This is a genomic window from Nocardia mexicana NBRC 108244, assembly GCF_001613165.1.
Classification (GTDB): domain Bacteria; phylum Actinomycetota; class Actinomycetes; order Mycobacteriales; family Mycobacteriaceae; genus Nocardia; species Nocardia mexicana.
This window is the reverse complement of sequence record NZ_BDBV01000007.1, coordinates 57340-70560: the sequence shown is the minus strand read 5'-3', so window position 1 is coordinate 70560 and position 13221 is coordinate 57340. Positions and strand designations below refer to the sequence as shown.

Below are 13221 nucleotides of genomic sequence, written 5' to 3'. Positions count from 1 at the left end.
TGTAAGTGGGGCGGCTGAGGCCGGGAATGTAAGTGGGGCGCCTGGGGCCGGGAATGAGAGCGGGATGCCTGGGGCGGCACCTCGCGACGGGAGAAGTGGTGGGGCGGCTGGCGGTGTACCCGGCCAGTTCACGTTGGTGCTGCATTCCCATTTGCCCTGGCTGGCGCATCATGGGCGGTGGCCGGTGGGGGAGGAGTGGCTGTATCAATCCTGGGCCGCCTCTTACATTCCCGTCGCGAAGGTTCTGAGAACCCTTGCTGCGGAGGGGCGTTCGCATCTGCTGAGCTTCGGGATCACGCCGGTGCTGGCCGCTCAGCTCGATGATCCGCACTGTCTGTCGGGCATGCATCACTGGCTGGGCAACTGGCGACTACGCGCCGACGAGGCGGCGATGGCGGGCAATCTCGCGCTCGGGCGGCACGAGCACCGGCTGGCCACCGCGGCCCTCGCCGATTTCGAGCGGCACTGGCGGCACGGCGGCTCGCCGGTGTGGCGGGAGCTGATCGATGCCGAGGCGATCGAGCTGCTCGGCGGTCCGCTGGCGCATCCGTTCCAGCCGCTGCTGGATCCGCGGCTGCGCGGGTTCGAGCTCGGCGAGGGACTCGCCGACGCGCGGCACCGGTGGGGACATACGCCGTCGGGAATCTGGGCGCCGGAATGCGGCTTCACGCCGGGGATGGAAACCGGGTACGCCGCAGCGGATGTGACGCATTTCATGGTCGACGGACCGGCCCTGCGCGGCGATACCACGCTCGGGCGGCCGGTGTGGGACTCCGACGTCGTCGCCTTCGGGCGGGATCTGCAGGTCAGCTACCGCGTGTGGTCGCCGAAGTCCGGCTATCCGGGCCAGGGCGCCTACCGCGACTTCCACCACTACGACCACGACACCGGGCTCAAGCCCGCCCGGGTCACCGGCAAGCAGGTCGCCGGTCCGGACAAGGCGCCCTACGACCCGGACCTGGCCGCCACGGCGGTGCGCCGCGATGTCGAGGACTTCGTGGAGACGGTGCGGCGCAGGCTGATCGATGAATCCGCGCGGATCGGGCGGCCCGCGCTGGTGGTCGCGGCGTTCGATACCGAACTGTTCGGGCACTGGTGGCACGAGGGACCGCAGTGGCTCGAGCAGGTGCTGCGCGCGCTGCCCGAGGCCGGGATCACCGTCGGCACCCTCGCCGACGCCCGCGCGAACGGATTCACCGGAGAACCGGTGCAGCTGGCGGACTCCTCGTGGGGTTCGGGCAAGGACTGGCGGGTGTGGGCCGGGGACCAGGTGCGGGACCTGGTGGATCTCAATGCCGACATCGTCCGCCTCGCCCTCGACACCCTGGACAAGATGGGGGCGCACAGCGACGGTCTGCGCGATCCGGTGGCCGACCAGCTGCTGCGCGAGGCGGTGCTGACCGTGTCCAGCGACTGGGCGTTCATGGTCAGCAAGGACTCCGCCGCCGGCTATGCCCGCGACCGCGCGCATCAGCACGCGCACGCCGTCCGGGAGATTTCCGGGGCCGTCAGTGCGGGCCAACTCGCCAAAGCCCGGCAGTTGGCGGCAGGATGGTACGCGGCCGACGGGCTGTTCCCGGCGCTGGACGCACGCCGCGCAGTGACAGAAGGACGTCCATGAAGATTCTGATGGTGTCGTGGGAGTACCCACCGGTAGTGGTCGGCGGGCTGGGTCGGCACGTACACCACCTGGCCACCGAGCTGGCCGCCGCCGGGCACGAGGTCGTGGTGCTGGCGCGCCGCCCGATGGGGACCGACTCCTCGACCCATCCGACCTACAACTTCATCGAGGACCGGGTCCTCGTGGTCGCCGTGGCCGAGGATCCGCCGTGCTTCGATTTCGGCGAGGACATGCTCGCCTGGACCCTGGCGATGGGGCACGCGATGGTGCGCGCGGGCATCGCGCTGAGCAAGCCGGGCATCGCCGACGGCTGGACCCCGGACGTGGTGCACGCCCACGACTGGCTGGTCGCGCATCCGGCGATCGCGCTGGCCGAACACTACGACGTGCCGCTGGTGTCGACCATCCACGCCACCGAGGCCGGTCGGCACAGCGGCTGGGTGTCGGGGCGGGTCAACCGGCAGGTGCATTCGGTGGAGTGGTGGCTGGCGCGCGAATCCGACGCGCTGATCACCTGTTCCACCTCGATGCAGGACGAGGTGGAGCGGCTCTACGGTCCCGAGCTGGTGCCGGTGACCGTGATCCGCAACGGAATCGACGTGGGCGCGTGGGCCTTTCGCGAACGTGCCCCGCGCTCGGGGCCGCCACGGCTGCTGTATGTCGGGCGGCTCGAATACGAGAAGGGCGTGCAGGACGCGATCGCCGCGCTGCCGCGCATCCGCCGCGCGCACCCCGGCACGACCCTGACCGTCGCGGGCGTCGGCACCCAGTTCGAATGGCTGCGCGAGCGCGCCCGGGCACACCGGGTGATGCGGGCGGTGAATTTCACCGGGCGCCTGGACCATACGGAGTTGCTGGGCTGGCTGCACGGCGCCGACGCGATCGTGCTGCCCAGCCGCTACGAGCCGTTCGGCATCGTCGCCCTCGAGGCGGCCGCGGCCGGGACGCCGCTGGTGACCTCCACCGCCGGTGGTCTGGGTGAGCTCGTCATCGACGGCATCACCGGCGCCTCCTTCGCACCGGCCGACGTGAACGGCCTGGTCGAGGCGGTATGTGCGGTCCTCGACGACCAGCCCGCCGCCCAGCAGCGCGCCTACGCCGCCCGCGAATACCTCAACGCCGACTTCGCCTGGGACGTCGTCGCCGCCGAGACCATCCAGGTCTACCAGGCCGCCAAGCGCCGCGTCCGCAACCCGCTCGGCCGCCCGGTCGTCGTGGAACGTCCCCTCCCCGAACGAGATCCGAACAACCTCCTCTGAAACTTTCTCGGCGGCACCGGCTTTCGCTGTGTCGCGCACTGCTCGGGCACGCACGGCCGGGCTGTGTCGATTCACCCGATCGGCTCGGAGAGCAGGGCGAGGAATCGGGTGAGGGCGGTCGCGGTGGCACGAGGTCGGTCCTCGGCGATGAAATGTCCTGCGCCCGGGATGGTTTCGAAGCGGGCGTCGGCGATGGCGGTCGCCAGACGCGCGCCGGTGTCCGGGGTGAGCCAGCGGTCCTTTTCGCCCCACAGCACCAGGGTGGGCGCGGTGACCTCGCCGAGCCGGGCGACCGCCGCGGCGGTGTCGGTGTGATCGACGGCCACCACCTGATCGATCCAGCGCTGCTGGCCGTCGGGACCGTGCCACGGGGCGAGGTAGGCCGACAGGTCGGCGTCGGAGAGCGGGCGGTGGGTCGCCGTGCGCAGGCGCGGGCCGATGATGTCGGCGAAGACGTCCGGTGGCATCGTGCGATACGCCTCCGCATGGCCCTGCATGTGTTCGGTGAACGCGGTGTTCCACGGGCCGAGCACGGCGGCGTCCAGTAGCGCGAGCCCCCGGGCCGGGACCTGCTCGACCAGGTGTGCGCGCATCACGACACCACCGCCGATGTCGTGACCGACCAGCGCCGGGGCGTCCAGTGCCCAGTGCTCGACCAGTTCGGCGAGGGTGCGGGCCTGCAGGGCGATCGACGGTGCCGCGTCCGCGGCGAGCCGGGAATCTCCGTATCCGAGCAGATCCCACACGTAGACGGTGTGCCGTTGCGCCAATTCCGGAACGACATTGCGCCACAGGTAGGACGAGGCCGGTGTGCCGTGCACCAGCACCACCGGTGGACCGTCGCCGAACCGGCCGGCGGCGACCTCGCCGCCGGTGACGTGAATTCGCTCCGCAAGGTTCCAGGCAGTTCGCACAGCGCTCTCCAGGTAATAGGTAAACTGAGATTTCTCCACTTACCGTAACTCTGGAGTAAGGTGTGAAACAACTCTTATCCGATTACACCTCCGGCGCGCAGCTGGCCACGGACCTGGTGAATACCGATCCGCGAGTCCGCACCGCCGGTGAGGCGCTGCCCGATCCGACCGCGCTCGCGCAGTTCCTCGCCGCTCATGAACTGGGCGATCGCCGGGTCGCCGCCGCCGAGGTGCGCGAGGTGCATCGTCTCCGGAAGCTGTTGCGCGCCATCATCGAATCCGCCGAGGATGAGCTGGTGGACGCCGCGAACGCGCTGGTGGCCGCGGGCTGTGCCGGGCCGCAGCTGCTTCGCGACGCGGCCGGTCGCCGGCAGTGGTGGATCGTGTCCCGGCCCGATGTGTCGCTGTCGGAGGAGATCGGTATGGCGGCCGGTGCCGGTCTGCTCGGTGTGGTGCACGCTCTCGGGCACGATCGCTTCCGGCGGTGTGCGTCGCCGGTGTGCGACGGCGTATTCGTCGACAGCAGCCGGGCGGGTCGGCGTCGCTTCTGTATGCCCGAGATCTGCGGCAATCGCGTGAACGTCGCGAATTACCGTTCCCGCCACCGCTGAATCGATCGCAGAGGCGGGCGGTGCGGGCTCCGGCACGGTGGTGGGGGCAGAATTCGGGCATGGCTGTTCCTACGACGCGGTTACTGGTTCTGGCGGTAGTGCGGTTGTTGCAACCGGTGCACGGGTACGACGTGCGGCGGGAGTTGCTGTCGTGGCATGCCGACGAGTGGGCGAATATCAAACCCGGTTCGGTGTACGGCGCGCTGAAGACGATGCAGCGGGACGGGCTGATCGACGTCGAGGGCGTGGGGCAGGACGGGGCGCGGCCCGAGCGCACCACCTACCGGCTGACCTCCGAGGGGGAGAAGGTGTTCGGCGACATGCTGCGCGAGGCGCTGTGGTCGACCGAACCGCCGAAGCATCCGTACTACGCGGCGGTGGCGCTGATCCCGTACGCGCCGCGCGAAGACGTGATCGCCGCGCTGCAGGGCCGGATCCTCAAGTTCGAGGCCGATCTCGTGTATCTCGAGCGCGAGGTGGATCGCATCCTGGCCGGCAGCGGCGATCCGCGCGAGGCCGAGCCGTATCACGTCGCCGACAACATCCGGCTGGCCGCCGACCACACCCGCGCGGATCTGGAGTGGTCGCGAAAGACCCTGCAGCGCATCGAAAGCGGCGAATTGGATGTGTGGTCGGGGGAGCCCTACGAGGTGCTGGGGCATCTGCGGGTGGGCGGTGGCGAGGCGGAGGACGGTGCGCGGGGCTAGCTTAATCAAGACTGAATAGTAAAGCTTGACTATTTGGCTCGTCGTTTCTACCGTTACCGGCATGGAAACGACGGCGACGCTTCGTGGCCACACCCGCACCTCGGTGATCCGAGTTCGGGGGCTGGCGCGGACGTTTCAGACGAAGACAGGTCCGGTGGCGGCAGTCGCGGGCGTCGACTTCGACGTGCACGACGGCGAGATCGTCGGACTGCTCGGTCCCAACGGCGCGGGCAAGACCACGACGCTGCGCATGCTCAGCACCCTGATCGCACCCACCGCGGGCGAGGCGACGATCGTCGACGCCGAACTGCGCACCGAACCGCGCACGGTACGTTCGCGCATCGGCTATGTCGCGCAGGGTGGAGCGACCAACGAGTCCGAGCTGGTGATCGACGAACTGGTCTTGCAGGCAAGGCTTTTCGGGCTCGACCGGGCGGCGGCGCGGCGCAATGCCGAGGCCCTGCTCGGCGCCCTGGACCTGGACGGCCTGGGCGGCCGCAAGTGCGGCCAGCTGTCCGGCGGGCAGCGGCGGCGCGTCGATATCGCGCTCGGCCTCGTGCACGGCCCGCGGCTGATCTACCTCGACGAGCCCACCACCGGGCTGGATCCGCAGAGCCGGGCCAATCTGTGGGAGCACATCCGCGGGCTGCGGGCGCGCGGCACCACCATCGTGCTCACCACGCACTACCTCGAGGAAGCCGACGCGCTGTGCGACCGGATCCTCGTGATGGACCACGGCCGCATCGTCGCCGAGGGCTCCCCGGACGACCTCAAGCGGCGCATCTCCGGCGATGTCGTCAGCATCGAAATCGACGACGAGCACGCCGATCTCGCGCTCGAGGTGGCCGAATCGGTGCTCGACGTCCGCTCGCGGATGTGTGCCCCGGCGCCGGGCGAGGCGGGGACGACGCTGGTGCACCTGACCGTCGAACAGGGCGATGCCGCGGTCGTGCCGCTGCTGCGCGCCCTGGACGAGCGCGGCATCGCGACCGGCGCGCTCACCGTCAAGCGGCCCAGCCTCGACGACGTCTTTCTCACCATCACCGGGCGCTCATTGCGGGAGGCGAGCCGAGCATGACATTTCTGCGCGATACCGGACTGATCTTCTGGTCCCAGCTGCGGGCGAACCTGCGCAATCCGGTCTGGGTGCTGATCGGGCTGTCGCAGCCGGTGCTGTATCTGGTGTTGTTCGGCCCGCTGGTGAAGGGCATCGCGCCCGCGCTGGGCCCGGATTCCGATCCCTGGGAGGTGTTGACACCGGCGCTGGTCATTCAGATCGGCCTGTTCGGCGCGATCTACGTCGGGTTCGGCATCGTCATGGAGTTGCGGGCGGGCGTCGTGGAGCGGCAGCGGGTGACCCCGGCGAGCCGCGGCGCCCTGCTGCTCGGCCGCGTGCTGAAGGATATGGCGGTGCTGATCGTGCAGGCGCTACTGCTGGTCGCGGTGGCCGCGCTGGCGTTCGGTCTGCGGCCGGATCCGCTGGGCCTGGTGCTGTCGGTGCTGTTGATCGCGGTGATGGGGGCCGGTCTGGCGGCGGCCTCCTATGCCCTGGGGCTGTGGGCGCGCTCGGAGGAGACGCTCGCTTCGATGCTGAACAGCCTCTCCGTGCCGCTGATGCTGCTGTCGGGCATCCTGCTGCCGCTGAGCGTCGGCCCGACCTGGTTGCAGACCATCGGGACGGTGAATCCGTTCTCGCACACCGTGGAAGCGGCTCGTGCGCTGTTCCGCGGCGACTTCGGGGATTCGGAGGTCTACTGGGGGACCGGCCTCACCCTGGCCGTGGCGCTGGTCCTGATGGTGATCGGTGCCCGTAGCTTCGCCCGCGAGAATGCCTGAGCCGCAGTCGCTTTCGATGCTGTACTACCGTGCCGAGCCCGCCGGAACCCCGGCGGGCCCGGACATCTCCGCGTCCAGCAGGCGGACGGCCCGCGGAATCACCAGTCCGCGGTTGATCAGGAACCATCCGCCGATCAGGATCACGAACGGCAGCTGCGACATGAGCGAGGCGCGCCCGACCTCGTCGGCGGGGTAGCCGTAGATCACGGCCGTGCGCACCGCGGCGTCGGCGAGCAGGGCCGCGCCGAGCGAGGCGTTGACCCAGCGGTAGATCCTCCGGAACCGCTTCGATTCGTCCCACAGCCGGTCGAAGGCCGCGCCCCGCCGTGGATCCCCGTTCGCGGTAACAGGTTTGAGGGCTTCTCGGATGAGCGGACGCCGGGTCCAGGTGGTCGCGAGGATGAAGGCCCCGGCCAGCGCGAGATAGAACGAACTGCGGGCGAGCACGAACCGGGGATCGCCGCTGATCGAGGTCAGCACGATGCCCGCCACCACCTCCGCGAGCACCAGCACGGCGAACCCGTCGATGGATTGCCCTGTGCCGCTGCCGAATCGGTTCCGTGCCAGATCCGCGACCACGATCGCCGCGGCGGCGACCGGACCCGCGACCATGCTGGCGGTGTCCGTGCGGCCTGCCAGGTGACAGCCGATGATCGCGGCGGTGGGCACGACCGCCGCGACCGCCGCGAACCGCCAGCGGAACTGCCCGGTCTCGATGCGCCCGCCCATCGCCTTGGCCGCGATCAGGGTGCCACCGAGTGCCAGGCGCAGCGTGGCGGGCAGCCCGGTGGGCGCGAGGAGTGCGAAGACCAGCGTCGGAAGCAGGATGTCCACCGCCAGGTTGGCGACGGCGGTGGCGATCCAGAACGCCTTGGTGCGCTTGTCGATATCCGGCATCGGATTCTCCTGTTCCTGTCCGGCGGATGCTGCGCTCAGCCTTGCCTCAGCCGAGAATATCTTAGGTACTAAGATAGTTAGAGACTAAGGTAAGGTGGAGACATGACGCAAGAAGCACCGGCGGACACCACCGTGTTCGGCCGCGAGTTCGCGACCGCCATGGTGAACTTCCACGCGGCGACGGGAAAACTGTTGGGGCTCAGCGCTTCCGATCGCAAGTGCATGGACACGCTGCGCCTGCTGGGACCGGTTCCGGCCGGGACGATCGCCGAGCACACGGGCCTCACCACGGGCGCCGTCACCGGCCTGGTCGACCGGCTGGAGAAGGCCGGATACGCGCGCCGCACCCGCGACCCGCACGACCGCCGCAAGGTGCTGGTCGAGCTCGTTCCCAATGCGGAGGTCGACGCGTTGCTCGCGGCCGTGTTCGTGCCCTTCGGCCAGGACATGACCGAGCTGGCCGCGCGATACGGCCCCGCCGAGCTGGCGGCCATCATCGACTGGGTGCGCCGCACCACCGACATCCTGGTCGGGCACACCCGCCGCATCTCGGCGCCCGGGTTCCGGGGTACTGTGCTGCCCTGACCGCTGGTCAGGTGTGCGGCACGCAAACTGGGCGAACCCGGCGTATCGAGCCGGTGAACGCCGGGTGTGATCGTCGTCTCGTTCACCGGACTGGCATCGGCAGGACACTCGGCGGTAGCCCCGAGGCCGATTCCGGCTGGCTTCATCGGGACATGACAACAATGTCCGTGTTGACAGCGCCGGCCCGCACGACGGACACAGGGGTGGAGCGGCCGCAGTATTCGCTGGTCGTATCCTCCGACCCGGAGCACCGTCGCGCGGCGCAGCGGCTGCGCTACCAGGTGTTCGCGTCCGAGCCCGGGTTCACCGTTCCCGACAGCGCCGACGGTCTCGACGCCGACCGTTTCGACGAGCACTGCGACCACCTACTGGTGCGCGACGAGCTGACCGATCAGTTCGTCGGCTGCTACCGGATGCTGCCGCCGGACAAGGTGGCCGCCGCGGGCGGGTACTACACCGCCACCGAATTCGATTTGACCGCAATGGATCCCGAGGGCCAGCGGATCGTGGAGATGGGCCGCGCCTGCGTCGTGCCCGACCACCGCAACGGCTCCACCCTGACGCTGATGTGGGCGGGCATCCTGCACTACATCCAGCTCACCGGCTACGACTGGGTGATGGGCTGCGTGTCGGTGCCGATGCAGGACGGCCCGGCCGACCCGGTCGGCGCGAACGTGCGCGGCGTGCGAGACCTGTTGCTGGCCAAGCACGGCGGCGATCCGGCGCGGCGGGTGCTGCCGCGCAATCCGGTGGTCGTCGACGGCCGCACCCTCGACGAGCTGGAACCGCCCGCGCGGCCGAAACTTCCGCCGCTGCTGCGCGGATACCTGCGCCTGGGCGCGGAGATCTGCGGCGAGCCCGCGCACGACCCGGACTTCGGCGTCGCGGATTTCGTCGCGCTGCTCGGCATGGAGACCATCAACCGGCGCTACCTGGATCGGTTACAGAGCGCCGCGAATACCTTCGACGGACGGTGATTGCGATGCCCGCCTTGGTAGCACCCGGTTCCTCCGCACTGTCGTGCCCACCGGCCGCGCCGGTACACGACTGGATGCCGTCGAGCCCGTGCGGGCCCCGCTGCGTCGATGTGTCCGCCACGGCCGGGACCGTGCGCGCGACGGCGCGGGTGCTGGGCGTGGTCGCGCTGCTCGCCAGCTTCCCGGCGGTCAACCTGGCCACCCCGCGCGGCCGGCGCACCCGCCTGCACCGGCGCTACGCCCGCGCCGCATTGCATTGCTGCGGAATCCGTTTGCGGATCATCGACGAGCGAGAGCCTGCGCGACCGGACACCGACGGCGCGGACGGTGCGCCACCGCGGGCAGCCGGTGAGGGGCTGCTCGTGGTGGCGGGGCATGTGGGCTGGACCGACGTACTCGCACTGGCGGCCGTGCAACCCATGGGATTCGTCGCCCGCGGTGACTTGATCGATTGGCCGGTGCTGGGTGCCCTCGCCCGGTTGATGCGGGTGATCCCGATCGACCGCGAACGGCTCCGGCAACTGCCCGAGGTGGTCGCCACGATGTCGGCGCGGCTGGCCGCGGGGGAGCGGGTCGGCCTGTTCCCCGAGGGCACGACCTGGTGCGGCCGTGCGCACGGCCGGTTGCGCCCGGCCCTGTTCCAGGCCGCCGTCGATACCGCGACGCCGGTGCAGCCGATCCGGGTGCGCTACCTCGACCGCGACGGCGAGTTGTCGACGGTGCCGGGCTTCGTCGGGCTGGACACCTTCGCCGACTCCGCCCGTCGCGTGCTGCGCTCGAAAGGCGTTGTCGCCGAGGTGGTTCTGCTGCCCATCGAAGGTCCCGGTCCCGACCGTCACGACTTGGCACGCCGCTGCGAGCGGGCGATCCGGGGCGCGGAGGTGGTGGATATCGACGCGCACGCCACGGCGGTCGGAACGGGTCCGACCCGTGCCATCGTGCCGGACGCGATCGTCGAGCCCGCGGTGACCGCTTCCTGAAATTCGGCGGCGTCGGCGGTGGGAGGGCAGACCCTGCCCGGGCTTTGTTGTAACGGAATCGTGCGATTTGCCAATAAGTAGCGAGACACCTCGGCAGCACTGGTCTCGGTATCGCTAGCATGGCAATGCTTTTCGTGAACTACTGGCCTGGACAAGGGAGTACGACGAATGAAACGCACGTTCCTGGGCGCGGCCACCGCCGCATTCATCGGCGCGGGTCTGGCAGTGGCCGCACCCGCCTCCGCCGACGACGGCGAGCCGTGCCAGCTCGGCTGGTCCAACGTCGGACCGCGGACGTGCGTGAAGACCGACTTCAACCTCAGCCCGGTCTTCACGCTCGGGAACGGCGTGTGCGCGGGCATGATGTCGGCCGGGGGCACCGCCTTCGACGGCCCGCTCTACCAGTACTCCGAGGCGCCCGGGGCCTCGCATTCGGTCGTCTTGTGCATCACCCAGGGCTTCTCGCCGGTGGGTGAGTGGGGCCCGCAACTGCTGGCCTGCGACGTGACCGCGATCGTCGACTGGCGCAACCTCGACACCGGGCAGTCGGGCAGCGTGAGCCGCTTCGTCCCCGCGGGCCAGCGCCTGTCCCCGGCCATCGTCCTCGCCGAAACCGGCCCCGGCCGGGTCCAGCTCACCCTGCGAACGGACAAGGCCAATATCCCGGCTTCGCTCGAGGTCGTCGTTCCATAGAGATGTCCCAGGGCTGCCCTAATCGAGTTCGAATTTGACGTTGACTGCGTTCGGGCGATACTTCGCGCTGTCATCGAGCACACCCTGGACACTGCTGTTGAGGTTGTAGGTGATGGTCAATTCATTGCCCCTGCGCAGATCGGGCTGCTCGTGAGCGTTGTAGACGACAACGTCGCCGTCTCCGAAGAAGCCGAGGGGGCCGGACTCGGTCGTCCGGTACAACAGGGTCGGCGAGGTGAACGGCCCGGTAGGAGAATCCGACAGGTAACCCACGATGTCCGGGCTGTAGGGGCTGGTGGTGTCCTGGGTGACGAGTAGGAAGCGCTTGTCATCCAACCGGGCCACGCTGTACTCGTTGGCAACGCCGGACATCAGCGGTGCCGAGTCGGCCTCCCGCGGGGACCACCCGCCCTGCCCGTCGAAGAACTCCCACTGTTGCCGGAGGTCGTCACCCGGGACACGCGCGATGTGCATGTATTTGTCGGCCCCCGCGTCCGTCACGCCGTAGACATAGGAATGATCGGTGCGGGGGTCGTGCTCCACCCACGACGCCCAGTGCACCCCGGTATCCGAGGGCATCGGAGTCACATCGAGCAGCCTCAGATCCCGTGCGTCGAAACGAGCGAGCAGATTCGCCCGGTGCTCCAGTTCGCCCTGTCCTCCCGGTATCAGGGCAGTCCGGAGGCGTTCGGCATCGAAGTCGCCGCCGGTGTCAGTGACCCGTGAATCGCCGGTGAAACGCAGGAACATCACGTCGAGGGTGTTTCTGCGGGTGACATGGGACCCGCCGAGCCAATGGAACTGGTCGCCCTCCGGTGGCAATACCGCCCGCAGTTGGCCGCCGGGTGTTCTGCCGAGCACCGTCCGCATCTCTCCGCTGCGCTCGATCACGACGAAACTGTTGCTCACGAAGGGGGTTTCGCGCACCCGTGTGCCGTCGGCCGCCACCCGCCCCAGGAACGTGTCGGAGAACATCATCACGTGGCGGCCGTCGGGTAGCCGCCGCACATAGGTACTGTCACCGCCGGTCCAGCCGTCGTCGTCGGAGTAGGCGTACTTGGACAGCAGCGTGTTCAGTTCATGATGGGGCCGGGCGGCTATCACCCGCAATCGCGATCCGGTTGCCCCCGAGCCGACTTCCGGTCCGTCACAGCTGTCGATCAACCGCCTGCCGGCCTGATCCACGTGCGACAACGATTCGGCGGTTCCGCGCAGCGTGAAGGCGGTGTCGTCGTACTCGCTCTTGAAAACGGCCGACAGGTCCCTGACTGTCGGAACCGTCCTCGCGATCACATTGCGCCACAGCTCGTTCCATGAATGCACAGTGGACTTCTCTCACATGTCCTGTTCGGCGTGAAAACCGCACTGCACACTGCTCGTCTTGCCGCTGCTTACCAGGGGAGGGGACCGGTGGTGTCGAAGTAACCGCCGGTGGGGCCGTCGGGGGTGATCCGGGCCATGCGGACGATGATCTCGGCGCCCTGCTCCACCGTTTGGGTGCCCGCGAAACCGTTGAGGTCCGTGGCGGTGTAGCCGGGTTCCACGGCGTTGATCCGGAGGGACGGGAATGCCTTGGCGTACTTCACGGTGATCAGGTTGACCGCGACCTTCGATGCCGGATAGGCGACGCCGGGGTAGTCGTAGGCGGGGGCGCCCGGGGTGGTGGCGCGGGTCAGGGAGGCCGTTCCGCTGCTGACGTTGACCACGACCGGTGCGGTGGATCGCTGCAGTAGCGGCAGGAAGGCGCGGGTGACTCGCACCAGGCCGAAGACGTTGGTCTCGAACAGCGGCCGCATCATCTCGACGGTCAGCGCGGCGGCGCCGAACGAGTCCCGGTCGTCGGCGCGTGCCTCGGCGCCGGAGATTCCGGCGTTGTTGATCAGGACGTCCAGCCCGCCGCCGGCCTCGATGGTCCGCACCGCCGCCTCGACCGACGCATCGTCGGTGACATCGATGACCACCGTCCGGGCACCGAGCTGCTCGGCGGCCCGGCGGCCGTTGTCCGCGTCACGACTGCCCACGTACACGGTGTGCCCCGCCGCGACGAGCCGGCGGGCGGTCTCGAAGCCCAGTCCCTTGTTCGCGCCTGTGATCAGTGTTGTTGTCATGGCCTCAGATTCGCCGCGGCCCGGACGGCCAAC

14 protein-coding genes are annotated in these 13221 nt (G+C 69.2%); 10 read left to right on the top strand and 4 right to left on the bottom strand.

Annotated features, from left to right (window positions below; translation table 11 throughout):
• Nucleotides 1-64 precede the first annotated feature (64 nt).
• Both NM1_RS04205 and NM1_RS04200 read left to right on the top strand, forming a co-directional pair.
• Complete coding sequence (locus NM1_RS04205) at nucleotides 65-1621, top strand: 1,4-alpha-glucan branching protein domain-containing protein (RefSeq protein WP_068014072.1); 1557 nt, start codon at nucleotides 65-67, stop codon at nucleotides 1619-1621.
• Nucleotides 1618-2880, top strand: coding sequence for a glycosyltransferase family 4 protein (locus tag NM1_RS04200; RefSeq protein ID WP_068014070.1), 1263 nt, complete (start codon nucleotides 1618-1620; stop codon nucleotides 2878-2880). Before NM1_RS04205 ends, NM1_RS04200 begins: the two co-directional genes overlap by 4 nt.
• A 71-nt stretch (nucleotides 2881-2951) precedes the next feature.
• On the opposite strand, the gene NM1_RS04195 is transcribed toward NM1_RS04200, so the two are convergent.
• Entirely contained in the window at nucleotides 2952-3794 is an 843-nt protein-coding gene (locus tag NM1_RS04195; RefSeq protein ID WP_246011432.1) for an alpha/beta fold hydrolase, read from the bottom strand.
• 62 nt (nucleotides 3795-3856) lie between these two features.
• Between NM1_RS04195 and NM1_RS04190 the strand changes: the two genes are divergently transcribed.
• The 4 genes from NM1_RS04190 (at nucleotide 3857) to NM1_RS04175 (ending at nucleotide 6948) form a co-directional block, all read left to right on the top strand.
• Nucleotides 3857-4405: a CGNR zinc finger domain-containing protein gene (locus tag NM1_RS04190; protein WP_068014068.1), complete on the top strand. Its 549-nt coding sequence runs from the start codon at nucleotides 3857-3859 to the stop codon at nucleotides 4403-4405.
• A gap of 59 nt (nucleotides 4406-4464) precedes the next feature.
• Nucleotides 4465-5112: a PadR family transcriptional regulator gene (locus NM1_RS04185; RefSeq protein WP_084519145.1), complete on the top strand. Its 648-nt coding sequence runs from the start codon at nucleotides 4465-4467 to the stop codon at nucleotides 5110-5112.
• A gap of 61 nt (nucleotides 5113-5173) precedes the next feature.
• Entirely contained in the window at nucleotides 5174-6190 is a 1017-nt protein-coding gene (locus tag NM1_RS04180) for an ABC transporter ATP-binding protein (RefSeq protein WP_174556835.1), read from the top strand.
• Nucleotides 6187-6948: an ABC transporter permease gene (locus NM1_RS04175; protein ID WP_068014064.1), complete on the top strand. Its 762-nt coding sequence runs from the start codon at nucleotides 6187-6189 to the stop codon at nucleotides 6946-6948. The genes NM1_RS04180 and NM1_RS04175 overlap by 4 nt, the downstream gene beginning before the upstream one ends.
• A 24-nt stretch (nucleotides 6949-6972) precedes the next feature.
• Here NM1_RS04175 and NM1_RS04170 read toward each other — a convergent pair whose 3' ends face one another.
• A complete protein-coding gene (locus NM1_RS04170) occupies nucleotides 6973-7845 on the bottom strand; it encodes a VC0807 family protein (protein WP_068014062.1) in 873 nt (290 codons plus the stop codon).
• Between the two features lie 102 nt (nucleotides 7846-7947).
• Between NM1_RS04170 and NM1_RS04165 the strand changes: the two genes are divergently transcribed.
• The 4 genes from NM1_RS04165 (at nucleotide 7948) to NM1_RS04150 (ending at nucleotide 11080) form a co-directional block, all read left to right on the top strand.
• Nucleotides 7948-8430, top strand: coding sequence for a MarR family winged helix-turn-helix transcriptional regulator (locus NM1_RS04165; RefSeq protein WP_068014059.1), 483 nt, complete (start codon nucleotides 7948-7950; stop codon nucleotides 8428-8430).
• Nucleotides 8431-8582: 152 nt separating this feature from the next.
• Nucleotides 8583-9407, top strand: a complete 825-nt coding sequence (locus NM1_RS04160) for a GNAT family N-acetyltransferase (RefSeq protein ID WP_068014053.1) — start codon at nucleotides 8583-8585, stop codon at nucleotides 9405-9407.
• Nucleotides 9408-9412: 5 nt separating this feature from the next.
• Nucleotides 9413-10387 carry a lysophospholipid acyltransferase family protein gene (locus NM1_RS04155; RefSeq protein WP_246011431.1) on the top strand — a complete coding sequence of 325 codons (975 nt, stop codon included), beginning with the start codon at nucleotides 9413-9415 and terminating at the stop codon, nucleotides 10385-10387.
• 168 nt (nucleotides 10388-10555) lie between these two features.
• On the top strand, nucleotides 10556-11080 hold the full coding sequence (locus NM1_RS04150; RefSeq protein WP_246011430.1) for a hypothetical protein: 525 nt from the start codon (nucleotides 10556-10558) through the stop codon (nucleotides 11078-11080).
• Nucleotides 11081-11098: 18 nt separating this feature from the next.
• Here NM1_RS04150 and NM1_RS04145 read toward each other — a convergent pair whose 3' ends face one another.
• Both NM1_RS04145 and NM1_RS04140 read right to left on the bottom strand, forming a co-directional pair.
• The gene (locus tag NM1_RS04145) at nucleotides 11099-12403 is read right to left on the bottom strand and encodes a DUF5005 domain-containing protein (protein WP_068014051.1); all 1305 of its coding nucleotides are present in this window, start codon (nucleotides 12401-12403) and stop codon (nucleotides 11099-11101) included.
• A 68-nt stretch (nucleotides 12404-12471) separates the two neighbouring features.
• Nucleotides 12472-13188 (bottom strand): SDR family NAD(P)-dependent oxidoreductase, encoded by a 717-nt coding sequence (locus NM1_RS04140; protein WP_068014049.1) that lies wholly within the window; start codon nucleotides 13186-13188, stop codon nucleotides 12472-12474.
• Between the last annotated feature and the right edge of the window lie 33 nt (nucleotides 13189-13221).

What these genes read in the sequence shown, in the direction of transcription:
- NM1_RS04160 (WP_068014053.1), top strand. Translation starts at nt 8,583, where the DNA reads ATGACAACAATGTCCGTGTTGACAGCGCCGGCCCGCACGACGGACACA.
- NM1_RS04175 (WP_068014064.1), top strand. Translation starts at nt 6,187, where the DNA reads ATGACATTTCTGCGCGATACCGGACTGATCTTCTGGTCCCAGCTGCGG.
- NM1_RS04165 (WP_068014059.1), top strand. Translation starts at nt 7,948, where the DNA reads ATGACGCAAGAAGCACCGGCGGACACCACCGTGTTCGGCCGCGAGTTC.
- NM1_RS04205 (WP_068014072.1), top strand. Translation starts at nt 65, where the DNA reads ATGCCTGGGGCGGCACCTCGCGACGGGAGAAGTGGTGGGGCGGCTGGC.
- NM1_RS04200 (WP_068014070.1), top strand. Translation starts at nt 1,618, where the DNA reads ATGAAGATTCTGATGGTGTCGTGGGAGTACCCACCGGTAGTGGTCGGC.
- NM1_RS04140 (WP_068014049.1), bottom strand. Translation starts at nt 13,188, where the DNA reads ATGACAACAACACTGATCACAGGCGCGAACAAGGGACTGGGCTTCGAG.
- NM1_RS04180 (WP_174556835.1), top strand. Translation starts at nt 5,174, where the DNA reads ATGGAAACGACGGCGACGCTTCGTGGCCACACCCGCACCTCGGTGATC.
- NM1_RS04155 (WP_246011431.1), top strand. Translation starts at nt 9,413, where the DNA reads ATGCCCGCCTTGGTAGCACCCGGTTCCTCCGCACTGTCGTGCCCACCG.
- NM1_RS04170 (WP_068014062.1), bottom strand. Translation starts at nt 7,845, where the DNA reads ATGCCGGATATCGACAAGCGCACCAAGGCGTTCTGGATCGCCACCGCC.
- NM1_RS04185 (WP_084519145.1), top strand. Translation starts at nt 4,465, where the DNA reads ATGGCTGTTCCTACGACGCGGTTACTGGTTCTGGCGGTAGTGCGGTTG.
- NM1_RS04150 (WP_246011430.1), top strand. Translation starts at nt 10,556, where the DNA reads ATGAAACGCACGTTCCTGGGCGCGGCCACCGCCGCATTCATCGGCGCG.